The sequence below is a fragment of the Psychrobacillus sp. FSL K6-4615 genome (assembly GCF_038008225.1).
GTDB classification, from domain to species: domain Bacteria; phylum Bacillota; class Bacilli; order Bacillales_A; family Planococcaceae; genus Psychrobacillus; species Psychrobacillus psychrotolerans.
Genome location: NZ_JBBOYQ010000001.1, coordinates 1,934,976 through 1,955,623, shown reverse-complemented (window position 1 = coordinate 1,955,623; position 20,648 = coordinate 1,934,976). Strand labels below are relative to the sequence as shown.

30 protein-coding genes and 1 pseudogene are annotated in these 20,648 nt (G+C 33.1%); 27 read left to right on the top strand and 4 right to left on the bottom strand.

Going from position 1 to position 20,648, the window contains the following annotated elements:
• Positions 1-87: 87 nt before the first annotated feature.
• On the bottom strand, positions 88-579 hold the full coding sequence (locus MKX53_RS09620; protein WP_340910896.1) for a DinB family protein: 492 nt from the start codon (positions 577-579) through the stop codon (positions 88-90).
• Between the two features lie 182 nt (positions 580-761).
• Positions 762-1,124: a VOC family protein gene (locus tag MKX53_RS09615; RefSeq protein ID WP_093533902.1), complete on the bottom strand. Its 363-nt coding sequence runs from the start codon at positions 1,122-1,124 to the stop codon at positions 762-764.
• A 125-nt stretch (positions 1,125-1,249) separates the two neighbouring features.
• Here MKX53_RS09615 and MKX53_RS09610 point away from each other — a divergent pair, with 125 nt between their 5' ends.
• On the top strand, positions 1,250-1,378 hold the full coding sequence (locus MKX53_RS09610) for a sigma factor-like helix-turn-helix DNA-binding protein (protein ID WP_445678263.1): 129 nt from the start codon (positions 1,250-1,252) through the stop codon (positions 1,376-1,378).
• Between the two features lie 174 nt (positions 1,379-1,552).
• The gene (locus MKX53_RS09605; protein ID WP_340910894.1) at positions 1,553-2,131 is read left to right on the top strand and encodes a hypothetical protein; all 579 of its coding nucleotides are present in this window, start codon (positions 1,553-1,555) and stop codon (positions 2,129-2,131) included.
• A 177-nt stretch (positions 2,132-2,308) separates the two neighbouring features.
• On the opposite strand, the pseudogene MKX53_RS09600 reads toward MKX53_RS09605, so the two are convergent.
• Positions 2,309-2,536, bottom strand: a pseudogene (locus MKX53_RS09600) (hypothetical protein); the annotation flags it as partial.
• A gap of 70 nt (positions 2,537-2,606) precedes the next feature.
• Here MKX53_RS09600 and MKX53_RS09595 point away from each other — a divergent pair.
• Positions 2,607-2,744, top strand: a complete 138-nt coding sequence (locus tag MKX53_RS09595) for a hypothetical protein (RefSeq protein ID WP_340910891.1) — start codon at positions 2,607-2,609, stop codon at positions 2,742-2,744.
• A 30-nt stretch (positions 2,745-2,774) separates the two neighbouring features.
• Positions 2,775-3,296 (top strand): SecY-interacting protein Syd, encoded by a 522-nt coding sequence (locus MKX53_RS09590; protein ID WP_340913309.1) that lies wholly within the window; start codon positions 2,775-2,777, stop codon positions 3,294-3,296.
• Between the two features lie 451 nt (positions 3,297-3,747).
• Here MKX53_RS09590 and MKX53_RS09585 read toward each other — a convergent pair whose 3' ends face one another.
• Positions 3,748-4,191: a hypothetical protein gene (locus tag MKX53_RS09585; RefSeq protein WP_340910888.1), complete on the bottom strand. Its 444-nt coding sequence runs from the start codon at positions 4,189-4,191 to the stop codon at positions 3,748-3,750.
• Positions 4,192-4,346: 155 nt separating this feature from the next.
• Between MKX53_RS09585 and MKX53_RS09580 the strand changes: the two genes are divergently transcribed.
• The 23 genes from MKX53_RS09580 (at position 4,347) to MKX53_RS09470 (ending at position 20,647) form a co-directional block, all read left to right on the top strand.
• Positions 4,347-4,607, top strand: a complete 261-nt coding sequence (locus MKX53_RS09580; RefSeq protein WP_340910886.1) for an Lrp/AsnC ligand binding domain-containing protein — start codon at positions 4,347-4,349, stop codon at positions 4,605-4,607.
• Positions 4,608-4,931: 324 nt separating this feature from the next.
• Positions 4,932-5,378: a MarR family winged helix-turn-helix transcriptional regulator gene (locus MKX53_RS09575; protein ID WP_340830684.1), complete on the top strand. Its 447-nt coding sequence runs from the start codon at positions 4,932-4,934 to the stop codon at positions 5,376-5,378.
• A 90-nt stretch (positions 5,379-5,468) separates the two neighbouring features.
• Positions 5,469-6,848: an NAD(P)-binding domain-containing protein gene (locus MKX53_RS09570; protein WP_340910884.1), complete on the top strand. Its 1,380-nt coding sequence runs from the start codon at positions 5,469-5,471 to the stop codon at positions 6,846-6,848.
• Positions 6,849-7,573: 725 nt separating this feature from the next.
• Positions 7,574-7,858 (top strand): hypothetical protein, encoded by a 285-nt coding sequence (locus MKX53_RS09565; protein ID WP_340910882.1) that lies wholly within the window; start codon positions 7,574-7,576, stop codon positions 7,856-7,858.
• 171 nt (positions 7,859-8,029) lie between these two features.
• Complete coding sequence (locus tag MKX53_RS09560) at positions 8,030-8,356, top strand: DUF3221 domain-containing protein (protein ID WP_340910880.1); 327 nt, start codon at positions 8,030-8,032, stop codon at positions 8,354-8,356.
• A 148-nt stretch (positions 8,357-8,504) separates the two neighbouring features.
• Entirely contained in the window at positions 8,505-9,227 is a 723-nt protein-coding gene (locus MKX53_RS09555) for a hypothetical protein (protein ID WP_340910879.1), read from the top strand.
• Positions 9,228-9,562: 335 nt separating this feature from the next.
• Positions 9,563-10,003 carry a GNAT family N-acetyltransferase gene (locus MKX53_RS09550; protein ID WP_340910877.1) on the top strand — a complete coding sequence of 147 codons (441 nt, stop codon included), beginning with the start codon at positions 9,563-9,565 and terminating at the stop codon, positions 10,001-10,003.
• Between the two features lie 496 nt (positions 10,004-10,499).
• Positions 10,500-10,994 carry an NUDIX hydrolase gene (locus MKX53_RS09545; RefSeq protein WP_340910875.1) on the top strand — a complete coding sequence of 165 codons (495 nt, stop codon included), beginning with the start codon at positions 10,500-10,502 and terminating at the stop codon, positions 10,992-10,994.
• A 370-nt stretch (positions 10,995-11,364) separates the two neighbouring features.
• On the top strand, positions 11,365-11,571 hold the full coding sequence (locus tag MKX53_RS09540; RefSeq protein WP_340910873.1) for a hypothetical protein: 207 nt from the start codon (positions 11,365-11,367) through the stop codon (positions 11,569-11,571).
• A gap of 260 nt (positions 11,572-11,831) precedes the next feature.
• Positions 11,832-12,020 (top strand): hypothetical protein, encoded by a 189-nt coding sequence (locus MKX53_RS09535; RefSeq protein WP_340762404.1) that lies wholly within the window; start codon positions 11,832-11,834, stop codon positions 12,018-12,020.
• Positions 12,021-12,190: 170 nt separating this feature from the next.
• On the top strand, positions 12,191-12,514 hold the full coding sequence (locus MKX53_RS09530) for a hypothetical protein (protein WP_340830677.1): 324 nt from the start codon (positions 12,191-12,193) through the stop codon (positions 12,512-12,514).
• Positions 12,515-12,715: 201 nt separating this feature from the next.
• The gene (locus MKX53_RS09525; protein ID WP_340910870.1) at positions 12,716-13,264 is read left to right on the top strand and encodes a hypothetical protein; all 549 of its coding nucleotides are present in this window, start codon (positions 12,716-12,718) and stop codon (positions 13,262-13,264) included.
• Positions 13,265-13,398: 134 nt separating this feature from the next.
• Positions 13,399-14,028: a LysE family transporter gene (locus tag MKX53_RS09520; RefSeq protein ID WP_340913307.1), complete on the top strand. Its 630-nt coding sequence runs from the start codon at positions 13,399-13,401 to the stop codon at positions 14,026-14,028.
• 375 nt (positions 14,029-14,403) lie between these two features.
• The gene (locus tag MKX53_RS09515; RefSeq protein ID WP_340910867.1) at positions 14,404-15,045 is read left to right on the top strand and encodes a hypothetical protein; all 642 of its coding nucleotides are present in this window, start codon (positions 14,404-14,406) and stop codon (positions 15,043-15,045) included.
• Between the two features lie 68 nt (positions 15,046-15,113).
• On the top strand, positions 15,114-15,437 hold the full coding sequence (locus tag MKX53_RS09510; protein ID WP_340910865.1) for an ABC transporter permease: 324 nt from the start codon (positions 15,114-15,116) through the stop codon (positions 15,435-15,437).
• A 184-nt stretch (positions 15,438-15,621) separates the two neighbouring features.
• Positions 15,622-16,395 (top strand): hypothetical protein, encoded by a 774-nt coding sequence (locus MKX53_RS09505; protein WP_340910863.1) that lies wholly within the window; start codon positions 15,622-15,624, stop codon positions 16,393-16,395.
• Between the two features lie 129 nt (positions 16,396-16,524).
• Positions 16,525-17,181: a Type 1 glutamine amidotransferase-like domain-containing protein gene (locus MKX53_RS09500; protein WP_340910860.1), complete on the top strand. Its 657-nt coding sequence runs from the start codon at positions 16,525-16,527 to the stop codon at positions 17,179-17,181.
• Positions 17,182-17,750: 569 nt separating this feature from the next.
• Positions 17,751-18,182 (top strand): GNAT family N-acetyltransferase, encoded by a 432-nt coding sequence (locus tag MKX53_RS09495; RefSeq protein ID WP_340910858.1) that lies wholly within the window; start codon positions 17,751-17,753, stop codon positions 18,180-18,182.
• 399 nt (positions 18,183-18,581) lie between these two features.
• The gene (locus MKX53_RS09490) at positions 18,582-18,842 is read left to right on the top strand and encodes a metal-sensitive transcriptional regulator (protein WP_093533934.1); all 261 of its coding nucleotides are present in this window, start codon (positions 18,582-18,584) and stop codon (positions 18,840-18,842) included.
• A 49-nt stretch (positions 18,843-18,891) separates the two neighbouring features.
• Positions 18,892-19,368 (top strand): DsrE/DsrF/DrsH-like family protein, encoded by a 477-nt coding sequence (locus tag MKX53_RS09485; RefSeq protein ID WP_340830670.1) that lies wholly within the window; start codon positions 18,892-18,894, stop codon positions 19,366-19,368.
• A gap of 12 nt (positions 19,369-19,380) precedes the next feature.
• Positions 19,381-19,722 (top strand): rhodanese-like domain-containing protein, encoded by a 342-nt coding sequence (locus MKX53_RS09480; RefSeq protein ID WP_340830669.1) that lies wholly within the window; start codon positions 19,381-19,383, stop codon positions 19,720-19,722.
• 12 nt (positions 19,723-19,734) lie between these two features.
• Positions 19,735-20,031, top strand: coding sequence for a rhodanese-like domain-containing protein (locus tag MKX53_RS09475; protein ID WP_093533940.1), 297 nt, complete (start codon positions 19,735-19,737; stop codon positions 20,029-20,031).
• Positions 20,032-20,086: 55 nt separating this feature from the next.
• Entirely contained in the window at positions 20,087-20,647 is a 561-nt protein-coding gene (locus MKX53_RS09470; protein WP_340762391.1) for a sulfurtransferase TusA family protein, read from the top strand.
• Position 20,648: the final 1 nt, after the last annotated feature.

Here is a 20,648-nt window from a genome sequence, read left to right as displayed (position 1 = left end):
TCTCAATTTAATACTGAGAAATCAGGGTTTTATTTGATATACAATCGTTTTGTTGTGTACGAACTCAAGCAATTCTAGCAGTATCTTTTATAAATGTGAGCGCCTAGCTGGCCATGAACCTTGTAGTTTACGAAGTTGTACAATTTGTCCTGTATGATAGGCATCATGCAAAAGGATATTTAGATATTGTTGCCAAACTGGCAGAGAAGGACATTGTTGATCTAATTGTGCTTCCTGAAGGGATGTTAATGAAGATTGTAAGGCATCATGGACGTGAAGCGTTCGACTCACTGTCTCTTGCCAAGCCTCTTCCTCATTAGGTCCACCTTGGACAAATGTGTCATCATTATTTTGTGGAACAACAAATGTGTCATCTTGAAGTAAGCGGGAAAGTAAACGCTCTTTAAAGATTAGTAAATGGTTTACATTTTCCCAAATTGTATTAGTGGCCATTCCAACAGGTTTCCAACATGCTTGTACAGCGGTAAGATTCTTTAACGCTTCTGATATTGGTGGGTACCATTCTTCTTCGTAAAAAACTTGGTTGATTCCATTTTGCAAGATTTCTTTTTTACTCATTAGGATAGCCTCCTTTTTGTAACTATCTAAACTTGGTATATTAGTTACCTCCACTTAAAAATATAAAGGTTTTTTAGAAGAGTTATTTTCAATACAAACTATAGAATTCTCTTAATGCACAAATTAGTAACGGGGAAATTAATATCACAAAATCCCCGACAACCGTAACACTTTCATACTTGTTACAAATTTTCAAATTGGAGATATTCTAAAACATTTCCGAAAGGGTCTCTAAAACTAATATATTTTCCTGGAGGACAATTAGTTGGTTCGTCTATAACAAAATTCACTTCTCTCTCTTTTAAGAATTTAACTTTTTCATAAATATCTTCAGTTCGCAATCCTAATACAACTCCTGATATATCTTGAGTGTAGGTTGCATTATCGTTCTCTTCTAAAATAAGTGGTAACTCTCCGTGAACAAGTGACGCAAGCTTAGGGTTATATTGTTTGCTTAATTCAAAACCTAAAATATTGGTATAAAAGTCGATTGCTTTGTTTAAATTGGGCACATAAATGCTTATAACACAAACTTCACTTTTCATATTAATCCCCCATTTTTGGTATTATTATATATATTCTATACTCCTTAATAATCATCCTTCTTTGGAAATATATTTTCATTAGATTTACTCATTAACTAACGTGCGAGACTTTCCATTTTCCTAAGGTGTTACTGCGCTTAGAAGAGCCTTATAAGAAAGTTTTTACGTTAAGAGTATTTGGAGAACTTTCCTTTAAACAAATAAGTGAACTCTGTGAGAGAACAGAAAGGTGGGCGAGAGTCACATTCCACTGAGCCAAACTTAAAAAATTCAAGATTTGTTTAAGGAGGAAGAAATAAGTAATATGTCACATAAAGATATTAGGAGTAAAGCTTTTTGTCTTATTGAACTAAAGTAAGAAGATTAGATCGGGAAAGGAAATACGTGCAAAAATACAACTTAAAACTACTGGATTGAGGAGTAAAGGAATGAAAAAAGATAAAAAAAGAGATAAAAAAATACATCGAATAGCAGACGAAGAACGATATAAAGAAGTAAAGGAAATGACAACAGAGGAATGGAACGTGAAACTGGAAGAAAAAAATAAGGCTAAAACGGGGAAGATGAAAGATAAAAAACGAATGGGGAAAGTACTAGGTAAAGTAATACATGGGACGACACCAGAAGAACGATTTAAAGAAATACACGGAATAACAATAGAGGAATGGAATGCAAAACTTGAGGTGAAATTTAAAGACAAAACAGGAATGACACCAGATGAGTGGTATGTAAAACAGGTTAAAACTACAACCCCTTTTGATATTATTAATGAACGCTACGGTACTGTTACAGAGGATGATATAAAGCTTGTTAAAGATTTGCAGTTATTTGGATTAAAAGATGGCGTAATAAATATATTACTTGATTATGTTGCAATTTTTAGTAGCATTGGGATGGTTCACCCGTTGGTAAGAGAAATGGGTGAAAATTGGCATAAGGAAAATATATTAACTGTTGAAAAGGCGATTAACTTTGTTAGGGAAGAACATAAGAAGTACACAGAGTAAACAGAGAAATAGTTATTAGTAGGGTGTCCCTTGAAGAAGAAAATGGGAGTTTTTATGTCGCATTTGACACATATTGCGAAGTAAAAAAGCCTTCAATTTTTAAGAGGACTTATAATCAGCAAGTTATGTTTTATCAATTACCGAAGTTTGTAGCTTCGGTTGTTCCTTTAATGTTATCTAGCATTTTTTGAGCAACCTCAAAAAACTAATCTCAACAGTATATCTTACTTGTTTAAAGACTAATATATCTCCTTCTTCAGTATCATCTATAGATTGCAAAAGTTGAACCTTGGGCTTCTAGTCCGTTCTATGAGCATCTTTGATACCCTTAATGGCACGTTCGTAGGATTCATCATTTTTTATTTTTTGTTCAAATACTTTTTTATTGGCAACAAAAATAAAGGATTTCTGGATGTTTACTGATTATTTCTTTCCAATAATAGTCTTTATCACGTAACCATATAGAAATGCAGATTTGACAAAATTAGAAGAGAAATATATTCCTGACCCTAACCCAGGAACAGGTGGAATTCATAATGTTGAAAAAACTGCTGGTGTATGGGGGAATGATAGTGAATACGCTGAATTACTTAAAAAATTTATAAATAAGTAAAGGATGATAAATCTGTCAACAAAAGAAGCAATGAATATATATTTTCAGAAGAGGAAAGAGTTAGCATCTGAAGGCTTAGATTTTTCATTTAAAACACCAGTAAATAATGATGATGGAAATCTAATAATCTATGAAGGTGAAGTTGATGAGGAAGAATATATCTCGTGGAAACCTATAGAAATGAATGTTTCACAAGATTATAAAAGATTAGAAGATGAATTTGAAGTAAATTTGAATAAATCAATAATTGATTATTTTAACTCATATTGGTTTGCTGACTTAGATGGTTTTTTTAAAGAGCACTATATAAAATTAGAACCGGTCCTACCGAATGAAGAAATAAGTTCTTTTAGAGAGTCTTTGAGAGGATATAAAAATAATCACGGGGATAGTTTAGTAAAGATACCTATTGGAATTGAGGGAAATGGGTTACTAGTCGTTGTCGAGAACGATAGTGGAATAGTTAAATTAGAAGATTTTGAAAGAGGTACTTTTGAGTATATTGCTGAGAATATTCAAGACTTAATTAGAAATTTAAGATTGAAAAGGTAGCATTAATTATCGTCGTCAATTTCTTTGATTAAGAGTGGTTGTACAATTATAGATATTAAATAAATGGCTGGGAAGTTAGTTAGGAATAACAATTTAGTTTGATTAATTAGAATGAACAGTAGATATGCTTTTAAATGCTTGTCTACTGTGCTTTTTCTCTTCAACTTACCTGGGAAGAAAGGCTATTGGTTTTAGATGAAGGAATTCTTTATATACTATCTACGAGGCATTGATCCAAGAAGGATTAACGCAAAAACGACGGAAAATCAAAGGCGCTAGATAATGGTAAAAATCTTGCAACTTTAAATGAAGGGGAAACAGTCGAACTTCACCAATTAGTAATTGTTTGAGAGTTTAAATCTTGGTTCTCATTTATGGTTGTAAGACAATTCCCAGCTCATTTTTTATGAACATTTTTAAACCAACCTTTATCTATACCAATGCCTTTTTATTAATCTTTTAATGTATCATTCTGTTTATATTTGTTTGCAATTGATTCTAAATCTAACTTCTTATAATTTCCCCAATTCACCTTTGCAAACGTATCAGCTTCAAACCTTACTGCTAATATTTCTTCAAAAGGTTCCTTATCGGATTGGTCAGTAAAGGGTGGTGAATACCATTTAATTTCCACAGTTTTCACTTGATCTAATTTCGATAAGCCTGCTAACATTTCCTTAGTTTTCTTTAACAAAGCATTTTTTGAACCCTCATTAATATCTTTGTCGTATATTTTAACTAAGAAGATACCTTTAACTTCATATACCTTATATTCATCTTTGATAATTGATCCAATAGTAGATTCAATAGCGGTAGGTTCATGACTTACGTCACCACATCCAGCTAGTATAAATACTGTTGCGAAAAATACTAATAACACTAATAACTTTTTCAAATAAAAACCTCCGGGTGTATATTTACCACTATTATACAACACATATTAGGAAAACGGAGTGCTTTAGTTAAAGAGATATAAAAGCTGCATAGATGTTCTATCATTCTTATTATTAATTATTATGCTGAGTGTTATAAAGAATGGAAAGTGTATAAATGATTTTTTATCCGTCTAGAAATCACGGGAGCTTTACTTCAAGAAGGGGTAAAGTTTTTTTCTTTTTAACTAATGGAAAACAGCAAACGTTTATACAATTAATGAATGATCGCAATGAGGTAGTTGAAGTTCTCCGCGTATCTGGAGAAGCCTGTTATCATGTAAAGATAAAAGTTAACACACAAGAGCAATTAAATCTTTTTGGATACAATTCTCGAGTATGGGAATTATACTGTACATTTATCCATAAAAGAGATTAAACAACAGAATCCGGTGATTGCCACATGATAAAAGAATACGCGAGTGAAATATACTATTTCTTACCAGCTAAATCGGGAAGCAAAAGTGTTCCTTCTGGTCATGCTGTTCGTTGAGGGAACGGAATTTACTAATAGACAGTAGAAATAATCCGAATAAAAATGGTTCCGATCATACTGATGATGGGAATCATTTTTTCTTTTTGGCTATGTGGATTCTAGCCAACCATGCAAGAGAAGATGAAGCAGCTGAGTATTTAATAAATCTTAAAGTTAATTCTTGCACTTTGCAAGTAAACGGTGTATATATTATATAGAGGTGAAAACATGGAAAACAAACGTGAACTATTTCAAGTACTTACTCGCAGATTTGGACTTCTTAATAAAAATTGTTGTTCAGTTGGAACCGTGGATATATCACTGGTACAAAGTCACATTCTTTATGAAATAGATAAGCAAACTACCCCATCGATGCAACAAATTGCAGAAACGATAGCTATGGATATAACTACTTTTAGTCGGCAAATTCAGACACTTATTAAAATGGATTTAGTAAAGAAAACGCCATCTGCTGCAGACAAAAGGGTATATCTTTTATCCCTTACAGTACAAGGTAAATTTGTCGCTACAACCATTGATGTATCAATGAATGAATACTTAGAGGAAGTATTTTCGCATATGAATGAATTTGAGAAAGAAACAGTTATTCGTTCTATTAAATTACTTAATCAAGCCATGTCCAAATCAAGTGTTTGTTGTACACCTTTAATATAAGCAATTTAAGTATTGCTTTAAAAAATATGTATTACTTGCAAAATACAATTAATGAGAACATGTAAATAAAACTTAATGGAGGTATGGAGAATGAAAAACATTGAACTGAAACAAGTAACCTCTGGTGGATGCTGCGGACCTGCTACAAAAAATTATTTAGATGTAGCATCAACTTTAAACAAGGAATTACCAATAGCGATTATAGGTGCTGGTCCTGTAGGTTTAGCAGCGGCTGCTCATTTAGCTAACATCGGTGAACGTTTTATATTAATCGAGTCAGGTGATAGTGTTGGGAGTAATATCCTGAACTGGGGACATGTACGGTTATTCTCGCCATGGCAATACAATATTGATAAGATAGCTAAAAAAGTTCTAGAAGATCATGCTTGGAAAGCACCTATTTTAGATGACCTTCCATTGGGAAGTGAATTAGTCAACGATTATTTGATACCTTTAGCAAATTTACCTGAAATAAAACCTTTTCTATTACTAAATACAAAAGTCGATTTTATCAGTAAAAAAGGGTTAGATAAAATGAAATCTGCTAATCGTGAAAAATCGTCCTTTGTTTTATACCTGGAACAAAATGGAGTATCAAAAAGAATGGAAGCAAGGGCAGTTATAGATGCTACGGGAACTTGGTCACATCCAAATCCGATAAATGCTGATAATGTTTGGACTAAAGAAGAGAAAGAATTAAAACAACATATATATTATGGTATTCCAGATATTAAAGGGGAGCAAAAGGGAAAGTTTAAAGGTAAAAGAGTTGCTGTTGTTGGTGGAGGTCATTCAGCCATAAACACGATTTTAGAATTATCACAGTTAGATGATGATGTAGAAATTTCGTGGATTATGCGAAAGAAAACAGTAGAAGATGCTTACGGTGGAGAAGATAAAGATGCTCTGGAAGCAAGAGGGGAGTTGGGAAGTCGTATTCACCAATTAGTTGATGCTGGTCAAGTAAAGATCTATACCTCATTTTTTATTCATCAATTAAATAAAACAAAAGATGGAATCGCAATCACTGGAGAATTAGAAGGTGTTGAACAAACACTTTCTACCTTTGATGAAATCATTGCAAACACAGGCAGCCGCCCAGACTTCTCATTTGAAAGAGAAATCAGACTAAACATAGATACTGCTACAGAAAGCGTCGAAGCACTTGCTCCATTAATTGATCCAAACCTTCACAGTTGCGGTACTGTTCGACCTCATGGGGAAGAGATATTAAGACAACCCGAAAAAGACTTCTATATAGTAGGAATGAAAAGTTATGGTCGAGCTCCAACATTCTTGATGGCAACTGGTTATGAACAAGTTAGATCTATTGTGGCCCATTTGACTGGAGATTTTGAATCGGCTAAAAAGGTAGAACTAGATTTACCGGAAACTGGTGTATGTAGTGTTAGTTTGGTACCACAAAATTCTGAACAATCATGTTGTGGAACTGAGGTATCCAATTGTTAGAGGTGAATTTAAGTGACTGTAAATAACGGTGCTAATTTAGCTAAAGATTATTTTAATTGCTATTAAAAATGGTTAGAGAAGCGGGTACTAATATCTTAAAGGCTATAGAAATAGAAATATTAAGTAATAGAGTTCTCAGGAAATTTAAATCAAAACTTGATTAGTGTAAAAAATAACACCGTTCATAACTAGAACGGTGTTATTTATGTTTTGATATTTTTGTTCATGGAGGTTTACACGTTACTTCTTATTGTCAGTGGCAGGATAGTTGAATAAGTAAGTGAACACCGCAGGGGCTATGTAGGAATATTTTTAAGTAATAATGGAATGTTCTGAAACCAATAGAAAATTTAACCGTCTATTGATGGAGACGGTAAAAATGGGAGGTAGAATTATAGCTTTTATTTTAATTATTCCTAACCAAAAGAAAGGTGTTATTGGTATAGGTGGATGTATCAAGAAAAACATGAAATATAGTTATTCATGAAATAAGTTGCGTAGCTGTGTCAATCTTTAAACCTGTAAATTTGCAAACTGGCGTAGTGATGAATCGTGAAAAGTAAGAATTTCTAAATGAAGTAAGCATTTGTTCAACTAAAAAGTATATTAGTTGAACGAGTGGCGGTCTGTTGGAGAGCTTTTTCTTATTGAACCAACGAAGTAGTTTAGTTAAAGATGGAATACTTATCGTAGAAAATAAAAGAATTAAAGGGGGAAGCATAGCTATGTGGATAATATTTGGGGCTATTGCAGTAGTAGCAACTCTTATAAATCTTTATATGTATACAGTAGGAAAGGATTATAAGCTTGCTATGGCGATAGGTTTATCATTTACAGCTTTAACACTTTGTTCAGAATACAGTCTTGTATCCCAGTGGGTAAATGTGGAAGATTGGGCAGCTTTATTGGATGTAGTACCTGGTATGGAAAGGGTATTATGGTTTTTGACAATTGTTTCTATCTTACTAAATATAGCACCTATACTTTTAGAAGGAAAAGGTAAGAAATAATTACTTATTGTCACTTCATTTATATGCCAATTATTGTGTTGTTATTTCTGTATAACCTAAGGGAGGCTTTACTTCAAGAAGGAGTAAAGCCTTTTTTCTTAAAAACTAACGCAGCAGTTTAGTTCAATAAGTTCGAAAAAAATATACTAGATAATAAGTGGGAGGGACTAAATGATGAAAAGACTAAATCTATTCCTTTTGATAGTTTTGGGAGTTGTTACTAGTTTTGGTTGTGAAGAAGAGAGCAAGGATAATGAACTGGTCATGGAAGGCATTGTGGCTAAGGTAGACGATCGTGAAGTCTTTATTTATGAAGAACTAGAGGGAGATGCAATGATTCTATCTGAAGAAGAGGTCATTTCAAAATCGTTACAAGCATCATACTTTGGCTTTGATACAGAAATTTCTGGTATTGAATTAGGAGACAAAGTAAAAGTTTGGTATGACGTCATGGTTGCAAGTTTACCCGGGTCTGGTCATGAACAAAAATCGAAGTAATAAACAAATAATAATGAAATGAAAAAGAGAGATCATTGAATTACGAACTTTAATCCTTTTTCAACTACCGGTGCTTTACTTCAAGAAGAATAAAGGAAATAAAGCTGTAATGGAGAATTATTATCGGAAGGTATTGGAGGTGTAAGGCGTGTCCAAAATAGATCTATTGACAGTTACTCACGATCCCAAAGGAAAAAATATAAAGCTATTTACTGAATTACAAAAAGAATTTGAAGGTATTTATTCAGAGATTTTCATTGCAATTAGTGAGGAATCGTCAATTGAATTAATAAAGGAAATGGAAAGAAGCATGTTAAATGTTAAAGTAATTCCTAAAGAAGGTGCAGCACAGGCACGTAGAAAAGCATTAAACTTTAGTCTCACTGGTAATAGTCAATTTTATCATTATTGTGACTTTGATCGAATATTAACTTGGGGAAAGAACCATTTAGATGAATTAAAAAATATAGTATTAGACATACCAAATCATGATTATCAAATTTTAGGTCGTACCGAAAGAGCAATGAAAACACACCCTGTAGAATGGATTGAAACAGAGAAGATTACAAATAAAATCTGTTCTTTAGAACTAGGTAAAGAAGTTGATATCACAGCTGGTTCTTGTTCTTTTTCAAGGGAAAGTGCTGAATACATAGACAGAAATTCAAAAGAAAAAATGACGGATGCTGAATGGGCAATGATTGCACTTAGAATCGCGAAATTAGATGTAGACTATCGCTCCGTAGAAGGCTTAGAATACCACGAAGAAACGAATGGAATTACAAGGATTATTAGTGATTCTGAAAAATGGTTAGGTCGATTGCAGCTTAGTTTAATTATCAGTGAAACTGCAATTAAAACAGGCAAGTAATATTCCTTCTTTATCTAACGGCTGCTTCACTGGGTAGAGCCTTTTTCCTAACTAAACCAAAGTCGCAGTTTAGTTTAAGGCGATAATACTAACGAAACAGTTTAATAGAAGAAGTGATCATTGATTATGTTGCTTTCCCAAATGATGTAGAAAAAGTTTCTCGAAAAATTTATGCTGCGATACCAAAGTAGTAATATTAAAAGGATTATTGCCAATTTAATAGAATTATAGACTAGGATGTATTTTGACTAACGCAGCAGTTTAGTTGAAGAGTAAATTCTGCAGTAATAGATGGTATAACTTGAGAGATTTTTAAAAATTGGAGGAATTGAAGTATGGCGAAATCTATATTAGAAACTATATCTGAATTAACAAATACCAAGCAGTGGTTAGAAGCTTTTCCTATTATGAAACAATTACGAACTGATTTAACAGAAGAAACATACGTAGAGTTACTTCAAGATATGAGTAAAGATGGATATAAACTATACGCAATGTACGTTGAAAATGAAATAGTATCATTAGCTGGATTAAGTTGGAGAATTAACTTTTATAATAAGCGTCATATTTTTATTTATGATTTAGTAACTGATGTGTCTCAACGGTCATTTGGTTATGGAGAGAAATTGTTACAGTACATACACGATTGGGCTAATGAAAATGGGGCAGAGTATGTAGCTTTAGAGTCAGGTTTACAAAGAATTGATGCACACCGATTTTATGAAGATAAACTAAACTATGACAAATGGTGTTATTCCTTTAGGAAAAGTTTGTAATTCGGTTTTAAACTCTAATTATTTTTTGTTTCAAATAAAGGCTACCTACTTCAAGAAGGGGTAGAGCTTTTTTCTTATTGAACTACCTTAGAGTTTAGGTGAATAAGATTAGTAAGGAAAATTTTAATTTGGTTTTTATAAGAAAATTGAAATCAACATTGGGATATATTGTATTGCGTAAATGACACACATAATAGCAAATACGCATATAAATGTTGTTAATGGGTGAGGTAACTTATTGGAACGACTAATTAAAAAAATACCAATCAAGATTAGAATAATGACAAATAAAAATGGTGACATATTATAGCCTCCCTCTTTTCATTTTTAAGATTAACATTTAAAGGTGAAAATTTCTAGAATCCTTTGATAAAATGCAGCATATGTATATTGCGAACAAAATGTACATTAGAAGAAAAGGTTCTTATTCAGGTTAATATAGAGTGATTTAATGAATAATTTAGTTAATACATAAGACAGGGAGTTGAGATAGTTAATGCAGACTATTTTTGTTGATTGGGGTGGAAATAATGTGAAACTTACCTGGATGCCCCAAAAGAAATTAACTGAGTCTTTAAAAGTGACAAGTGTTCATGCAGTATGCATTAAAGATGGGAAAGTACTACTAGCTCATATAAAAGATCGAGGGTTTAATTATCCGGGTGGACACGTGGAGACTGGTGAGAAAATAGAAGAAGCCATACTACGCGAAACATATGAAGAGGGATATGTGAAGGGAACAATTAAGTACATAGGTTCAATTGAAGTGAGCCATAAAGAAAACCTATCCTTTGATTCAAGAGGAAAGTATCCCTTGATTGCTTATCAAGCTTTTTTTAGAATGGATGTTATCGAATGTTTACCTTTTCTCCGAGAACATGAATCGTCTGCTCGAATTTGGGTTGAACCCTCTGAAGTACCATTTGTAATTAATGACCATGAACTTTCAGAATTAATTTTAGTCCATGCGTTAACCCTATGTTCTTCTTGAATTAAAGTGGAGCTATACTTCAAGAAGGGGTAAAGCCTTTTTTTCATTTTAAACTAAAGGTGCGGTTTAGTAGAACAACAAGTTTACAGAGCGAATAATAAAATGAAAATATTGTAAAATAGGCTCGAGAGTGGAGAAAGTTCTTGAAAAATAATGCAATAAGAGTCAGGTGAAGTGGGAATTATTATTTATTCTCCAGTAAGTGAAGATTTACTTTTATCATTAAATAAAGGCGAAATGGGTTTTTGATAATTTAATTGTGAAATTTGTTTAAAAATGGAACCTCAATTCCTTTGAAACGGATTCAAGTAAAGCTACAAATTAGTTGGAGTCGTCCTAAAAAATATTTATTTGAGAGGATAGAGTTATTATGGAAGGATACTTAAGTATTGGTTTTATGATTATTGGATTTCTTATATTATATTATGTGATTCAAGCAGCAGTAACAAAAGGAATTAACAATTCAGCTATTGGCAAATTACTTGAAAAAGAACAAGGGGAAAGAATAAAAGAAAGATTAACGGTTGAAGATGTGCTTGAAAGTTATAAAAGAAGAAATGATAACGATAAGAGTTGATGCTATCCTAATTGAATTGTTCACCTAATGATGTGCTTTAGTTAAACAAGTAGCTGCCTGTAATGATAGCTTTCTTATTCACCTAACGCAGCAGCTTAGTTCAACATAACATAAGTATATTCACAGTGAGTCTGACTAGGAATAGATTGGAAACGATTAATTATAAAATACCGATAATTTAAACTATTTATAGCTATAAAACGTATATTAATATTTTGAGGTACGATGGAAGCGATCACTGAATGAAAGGTGGAAAATGTATGCATTGGGTGATGTGGATTATTTACGGCTCCGCAGTGGCTTTAATTTTAGTTAGTTATCTAGTGGATGTTTTGACTCGAAGGAAATATAACTTAAATAAACAGGAAAAGACTTTAAACCAGAGTTCAGCTGAAGCAGAAGCTCTTCGAGAAGTGGGACGGTATGACAATCATAGTGGAACGCTTTAAATGAATGAACGAGTGCTTTACTTCAAGAAGGAGTAAAGCTTTTTTTAATAAAATATGGAGGTTAATAGAAAAACTAGTTTTAAAAATTTACGAAACCAAGTAATTACTTAATCGTATATATTATAAGAATATTTAGATATATAAAATTTTATGAAAGGGGATAATTCGTTTTGATCCGAAAACTACTAACTAGTGCTATTACTATTCTATTTTTAATAGTTTTGAGTTTTGGCATTACATATTTTACGCATACAAAATTCATTGACTATTCATGTTTTATTGGTTTAGCCGCTACCGCTGTAATTTGGTTTTTTACTTCTAAAGGCGATGGTTTTAGTACTAGACGTTTGGATATGAGTATACAAGGTTCCACAGGTATAAGAATGGAAGAGAAAAAGTTTGAGTTTTCTCCGAATATTGTTTTCCTTACGTCTGTGACCTACACCATTATAACAACCGCAGCATTGCTTTTTCATTACAGAAGTTATTTTTAAATTCAAAAGGATTATATAGTCCATTCTAACGGATAACAAAACTAGAGAGTTGTGGACTACATGGGGTTGCGGATGTTTAGATTAGTAGGATTTCTTGTTGCTCAAACTGGTGCTTTACTTCCAAAAAGAGTAAAGCATTTTTTCTTCTTATTCAAAGCGGCAAGGTAGTTTAATAGTAAAATTTAGAATTTGGGGGAGTTTATGAAGAAAGCAAAGCATCCACTTGTCATTGCTGTTGCTGCGGTTTCTGGTGGTGGAAAAACAACAATAACAACACATTTAAACGAAATCTTGCAAAACTCTAAAACGCTTTATTTTGATGATTACAATTTCGAAGGCCTTAATAGCATTATAGAATGGGTGGCCAATGGATCTAATTATGATGATTGGAACTTGGCTCCTCTAATTACAGATTTAGAGTCATTGCTTACCGAACCCTTAGATTATATAATAATGGACTTTCCGTTTGCCTATAAACACTTTAAAACAAGTAAATTAATTGATTTTACGGTGTTTATTGATACTCCTTTGGATATTGCTATGGCACGTAGAGTAACAAGAGATTTTAAGTATAGTTCAGTTGAGAATATTTTACTGGATATGAATAGCTATATTTCACAAGGCAGACAGGGTTATCTTGAGATGCTTAATACCATAAAACCGAATTCCGATATTATTGTTGACGGGACTTTATCGATATCTGAAATTGTAAGCATTATTTCTCAAAGTATAGTTAATGTATATGAATAGCTTACTTAGAATTTTTTTAAACTAACGTTACAGTTTAGTTGAATGATGGCTTGAATTCAATATATATTCGTCTGTATAATAATTCTTATAAACGGACAGAAGAGGCTATATTTACTTATGAGAGTTGTGGTTATTTGAGCTTGTATTTTGCTTATGTAATGGTAGGGCTTGCCATCGCAATGCCTGTAGGTGCAATCACTGTCGAAATGACAAAACAAGGGTTGAAAAATGGATTTATACACGGATGGGCAGTTGGATTAGGCGGTATGACAATTGATATTACATTAATCATTTTGCTATCAACAGGTCTTGCTTCTATCTTGGCGCTACCTATCATTCAAATTCCCATGTGGCTTATTGGAGCTGTGTTTTTGTTATACTTGGGTTATGATTCAATAAAAAACGCAGATAAAGATATCACTTTATCGGGTGAGAGAGTAACAAAATCTTTTTTTAGCTCATACAAGAATGGTCTTCTTGTGGCTATTTCCCCAGGTAATCTAGTTTTTTGGGTGAATGTATTTGGAGTAGTACTTGCAAAAAATTATGCAACCGATGAAAGTCACTTTTTCATTATTGCGTTAGGGATTTTAAGTGGAATTTTGCTACATGATATTGGATTACTCAGCATTATATCCATCACTCGAAAAGCACTAAATCGAAACATGATTAAATGGTTAACAATAGTATCAGGGACTTTATTAATTTGTTTTGCAGGATATTTTATTTATGAGTTTATTCAAAATGTGAAGTTATTTTTATAATACATTTTCATTGATGAGTGCTTTACTTCGAGAAGGAGTAAGCATTTTTTCTTGTTTTTTTATAGCGTTTAACGACACTCAAAAGGAAATTAATTGATAATGGGATCTGTAATGAAGTATAAAAATCGGAAATACTAATGTTAAATGTACAACTTAAGCCCCTCTTTATTTATAATCTGGCATAGATTTGAAATAAGAGGTGTTTTTATATTTCAAATCATTGGTTGAGGTAACAATGCTAGTTTTAAAAAAGAAAAGCCTCTGGATTATCTTAATGTAATAAGACAGAAAAATGGAACTTTTCTAATTCTATAACGTATTTCATTTAACATCAGAATATAAATTTAACTTTGGAAGAATCGTGGTGGGAGTTGTATGTCTATTAAACAAATAAAAAAAATTGGAGGCATCTTATTCTTGATAAGCATGTGTTTTCTGTTTGCGGGCTGTCTGGAAGAAAATACTGAACCCCAAGTAGAAGCGGTTGTTTCCTCAGAAGACAAAAATATAATAGCAGTCCAAGCTGTTCTTGAATCGGAATTTACAGTTCCGAACGAAGAATATTTGGTTATTGTCAAAAATATCGATAAAAAAATGACCGAAATAGGTAGCAACACACCTGAAGCAAATGAAGTAAATGGAGTCGAAGAGTCGGGGGTATCAGACGAATGGCGTGCATACGAGGACTTAGTGAAAAAAACTTATGGACCTTACTTTACGGATAATGCTTATGATTCCCTTATTTCGAATGTTATAGCTTTTAAATATCATTATGGATATTTAGGCTTTGACGAAAATCTTAGATACAAGATGAAGGTTAGTAATATACAAGTAACAAAAAGTGAGAACATTAACACTCCTAAGTTTTATGACTTTACCGCTCAGGTAGAATATACGAATAATACTGGAGCAGTTTCCCAACACGAAGTAAAAGGTACCGCAATTCTAGCTGAACCAGGAAAAATTGGGAAGTTTGAAATACGAGACGATGGTGGTTTAGGAGAACAAGTCCGGTAGATTCATAAAATAAAAAGGGGTGTAAATTTAGTCTTTTATTGAAGTAGTATGGAGAGTGGTGGGGTAAGTTGAGTGGAGATGGTTTAGTTTGGTTAATTCTTTTGTTATTGATATTACTTATTGATGGAACAGCTATCCATTTACACAAGAACAATAAATTGTCTTTATGGATTTCTGGGATCATTATGGTCTTACTTGTTCCAATTATTGGGTTTACAGTAGGGTCAATATTTTTAAAAATTTCCAGAGTGGTTGATCCCACTGATACACACGAAGGTTCTGCATTCGCAGCTGCATTTATCGCAATGGTCCTTTTGGCTAATGCTTTAGTTTTCTTCATAACTGGGATAGTCTTAATAATAGTTAGATTTTTCAAAACTAAAAAAAGTTAACATCTAACGTAATTGCTACGTTGTTAAAATAGAAAATGGATAGGGGCAATTCAGTCCGCATTTATGGGAAGGTAACGTGATCTATTTTATGATAATTTGGGAAGTTACACTTAAATGAACGTGGCAGGTTAATTTAAAGGGCTCATGGTCATTTTAACTTGTGTTTTTAGAGGAGTATTTTGGGATGACGCTAAAAATAAACTTAATTAAAGCAATTTCTTATTTAATTACAAAATTAGCTGGTGCAGGGTTCTTATTGTTTGTTATATCTATTTATCTGTTACTTTCGTTTGGAAAAGATATGTACGAATTTGTAGAAGGAATTTCTAGCGGGTTCCTTTGGATAATCGTTTTTGGTTATGGCATTTTGTGTTCGCTATTGATTGACTTGTGGGTACTTAAAGTTCCAAACTCCAGTTTAACAGTGAAAATCCTACTATATATTCTAGCAGGTTATGGTTTTTTTATCATAACGATGGATGTTTCTTTTATGTTATTTGCTGGTACAATCGGAGCGTTATGTTCTTTAATATTTTATGTTGGAACATTATTATCTTTCCGTTTCCAGTCCTTTAAATATGTGTTTTCTATCGTTGTGCCATTAATTATTATCATTCTAATGGATGTGGACTTTACGGAAAAGGAACAATGGATTGAAGTGAAAAGTGAAACTTCATATACAGCAACTTTTGACCACTTTAATGGGAAACATGAAATACCTATTCTAGCAAAGACTGATCAAACTATTACCTTGTCCTATGATTTCAACCCAACTAACGATGGAGGGCATGGGTTTTATATGCTAAACGGAAAAAATAAGCTAGTAGGATTGACTGAAGTTAGTGAGGAAGTGTTGAAATTGGAGGTTCAAAAAGCTGGAGTTTATAGAATGGTTGTAACAGGCGATGATGTAAAAGGCAACTTTAAAGTAAAATGGAGTATAAGTGAAACTTATTAAGTTATGGGGTACGACATACCGAATTACCAGTAATTTTTCTTCTTATAATCAAGGGGATTTGAATCAATAAGAAAATACAGTAAGTGACGCAATGAATATGCATTATTTACACTTGCTACGGAGGTACTTATGAAAACTCACTATTATTTAGGGGGGTTTAACAATTTCTTTCCAGAGAATCTGAGTAGGGTGCTACTGGAGGATATAACTGATATAAAATCATTGGCTATGATTAGCTCGAATCCATCTATTTATGAAGATGATGGTTCTACGGAACGCTCGTGGCTTGAGCAGGCTGGCATTATGTTTGATGAATATCATTTAATTAATTATCGGGTACAGAAGGAAAAGGCCAAAACAATAATTAAAAATGCATCGGTCATCTTTTTGTTTGGTGGGGATACTCTTAAACAGAATGGTTTTTTGATGGAATATGATTTATCGGATTCGATTAAAAAAAGCAGCGCCGTTGTGATGGGGGCAAGCGCTGGTGCAATAAACATGTCCGCTAAATGGTTATGCTCGAAATACTTTGGATATAAAGTGGAAGCAAGCTCTGTTTACGATGGGATCGGTCTTGACAATTTCTCCATACTGTCTCATTTTGATCTTGAAAATAACATTGCACTGGTTCAAAAAGAACTATCTCTCCTTGCGGAAGAACTAAACATTTATGCGTCGAACAAAGATTGCGCAGTTCGTGTAAAGGAAGACAAAATAGACGTTTTAGGCAATGTTTATTTAATTTCAGATTCAAAGATTCAGAAATTGGATGAGACACTCTAGTTGTACTGAGTGATTAGGTTTAACTGTATTCACTTCTTCAACGCCTATTGTAATCGAGTGTGACTATTGATGTGCCTTTAATATTAATTCAACTTATGCAGCAGATTTTTGCAATTGTGTTAAATAAGATAATCTATGAAAATTATTGTAGAGGTGGGCAATATAAATACATTCCTTAAATGGTTCATGGCATCCTTTATATTGGGGATTGTTGCGTTATTGGCAGTTTTTTTGGTGGCAAGGCTAACTGGTGAAATAAATCAAAGCATCTTGTTAGTTAGCACTTTAACTATATTCGCTTTAATAGTATTTTCGTTATTTAGTATTGTTAAAGCCAATTCAAATAGAATCAGAAGAGAATTAGTTATCTCCGTAATTTTTGTCATAATTCCTTTATCAGCATTAGTAATAAATGGGTTTATTTTTATTATTTACTTTGTAGGCAAATAAACAATAAACGTTAGTCCGTCAACGTTTAAAACAATTCAAAAGAATTATAATGAAATGATACAAACAAAATATTTGTTTTTGTAAAATAATGATTCACAAACTTATATGGAGGAAAAATTATGAAAATAACTCAGCAGTGGAATCAGGAAGACAGTGATTATATTCGTAAAAAGGTAATTGAACACAATCTTTCTAAGCTGCCAGATGAAGTAAAACACCCAGTTAAAAACATTAGCTTTATCCTTAGAGATGAAAGAGAGAAAATTTTGGGAGGCATTACAGGAACGATTTTTTGGTATCACTTACATATTGATTTTTTATGGGTAGATGAATCGCTTAGAGGTAAAGGATATGGTAGACAGTTATTACATAATATAGAGGAAATCGCTAGAGAGAACAGATGCAACCTCATTCAACTAGATACATTTAGCTTTCAGGCCCCAAATTTCTATCAAAGATATGGTTATGAAGTAGTTGGCGTAATAGAAGAACATCCTAATAAAGATAATCAACAGTATTATCTGTCAAAGAAACTTACTTTTACTTATTGAGGTATCTTGTTCACCTTTAAAAAAATTAAAAAACGGTCCCTATCTCCTATAAGTTATACTTAGAATAACTTGGTAACGGGGGTTCTTTAGTGAAACAATTGGCTACCTTTATGGGTAGCTTTTCTTATGAAATTTGGTTGCAGTTTCCGGAACTCCATTTATTGCCTGAGAAATAAAATGGTAAGGGAAGATGAAGTTGAAAGAGAATATTTGAAAAAACTTATACGTTGACATATACCCATAGGGGTAGTAGTATTGATTTCAGTTGCTATCAATCATCTATTTCGCTCGTAACTAAAAGTATTGTTTGAAAGCACTTAAGTTAAAATATTTACAAATACCCTAAGGGGTAGTAAAATGCGAGATAGATGAAGAAATAAATTAAAATGAGGTGAGATATTGGAATACGATGCAAAGGTTACAGCAAGAATGAAAAAGATGGAAGGTCAGCTTAGAGGGATATTACGTATGATGGAAGAAGAGAAAGATTGTAAAGATGTGATTACACAACTAAGTGCAGTCCGTTCTGCAGTGGATCGTACAATAGGTGTTATTGTCACGGATAATTTAGTGGAATGTTTATCAAAAGAGAATGCAGATACTTTAGACAAAAATGCAATAGTTAAGCAAGCGGTGGATCTACTAGTAAAAAGTCGATAAGACTTTTTATTTTTCAAATAAAAAATACCTATACAGGTAAGGGGATAATATGGAAAAGAAAAGAACAACTATCGTTTTATTTAGTGGAGATTATGACAAGGCAATGGCAGCGTACATTATTGCAAATGGAGCAGCTGCGTATGATCATGAAGTGACAATCTTCCATACATTCTGGGGTATAAATGCACTACGTAAACAAGAATCTGTAGCGGTGCAAAAAGGATTTTTAGAAAAAATGTTTGCAAAAATGATGCCAAGAGGTGCGGAAAAGTTAGGCTTATCAAACATGCAGATGCTAGGCATGGGACCAAAAGTGATTAAGCATGTAATGAAAAAACATAATGCTCTAACGCTTACACAGCTTGTTGAATTGGCACAAGAACAAGATATTAAACTTGTGACATGCACAATGACGATGGATTTACTGGGTCTTCAAAAAGAAGAGTTATTAGATGGTATTCAGTACGCAGGTGTTGCAGCATATTTAGCAGATGCAGAAGATGGTACCGTGAATTTATTTATATAAGAGGTGACATATATGAAGATAGCTATTTTAATTGCAATTGTGGTCGCATTTTTTGTTTGGCGTATAATGCCAACAAAAGGGGTAAACTCTATATCGACTGCAGAGCTTAAAACAATTATTAATGATAATGATAAAGTATTTGTTGATGTACGAACACCCGGTGAATATAAAGCACGCAATATTCGCCAATTTAAAAATATCCCCCTTGGATCAGACTTTTCGAAACTACCAAAGGATAAAGAAATTCTTGTCATTTGTCAAAGTGGTATGCGTTCAAATCAGGCTTGTAAACAGTTAAAAAAATTAGGCTATACAAAAGTAACAAATATCCGTGGTGGCATGAGTGCATATTAGGAGGAGAAAAATATGAAAACAATTCAACCAGAAGAAGTACAAGCGAAAATAGAGGCTGGAGAAGCGGTGAAGTTAATAGATGTGCGTGAAGTGGATGAAGTGGAAACAGGACATATTCCAGGTGTCATTCATATTCCGCTAGGATTGTTGGAGTTTAAAATGAACGAGCTTGATAAATCAGAAGGTTATATTATGGTATGTCGTTCGGGTGGACGTAGTGGTAAGGCAACAGCTCTTTTACAATCGCATGGTTTTGATGTAACGAACATGGATGGCGGAATGCTCGCTTGGAATGGCGAAGTAAAGTAAAGATAAATTTTTTTAAAAATATTAATACCCTAGTAGGTATGGATGGAGAGTTCATATGGTTAAATCGGATGTACAGTTAGATGCAAAAGGCTTAGCTTGTCCAATGCCAATAGTAAAAACTAAAAAGGCAATGAACGAAGTAGCTGAAGGCCAAGTATTAGAAATTCAAGCGACAGATAAAGGCTCAGTGGCTGACTTAGCGGCTTGGTCAAAAACAGTTGGTCATCAATATATTGGTTCACATGAAGAGAATGGAGTGTTCTATCACTATATTCGTAAATGCAATCCTGAAGTAAGCGAAGCAGTTGAAAAAACATTTGAACATACAATTTCAAATGAAGAGGCTTTAAATGGTAAAGGTTTAATCTTAGATGTTCGCGAGGCTGCGGAATATACATTTGGTCATATTCCAGGTGCAAAGTCAATCCCAATGGGCGAATTAGCTGAACGCTTAACTGAATTGAACAAAGATGAAACAATCTATGTGATTTGCCGGACAGGTACTCGCTCCGATTTAGCAGCGAAGCAATTAGCTGAAGAAGGTTTTAACAATATTTATAACGTCTTACCTGGGATGACAGGGTACGAAGGCGAATTACAGAAAGAGGTAGAATAAT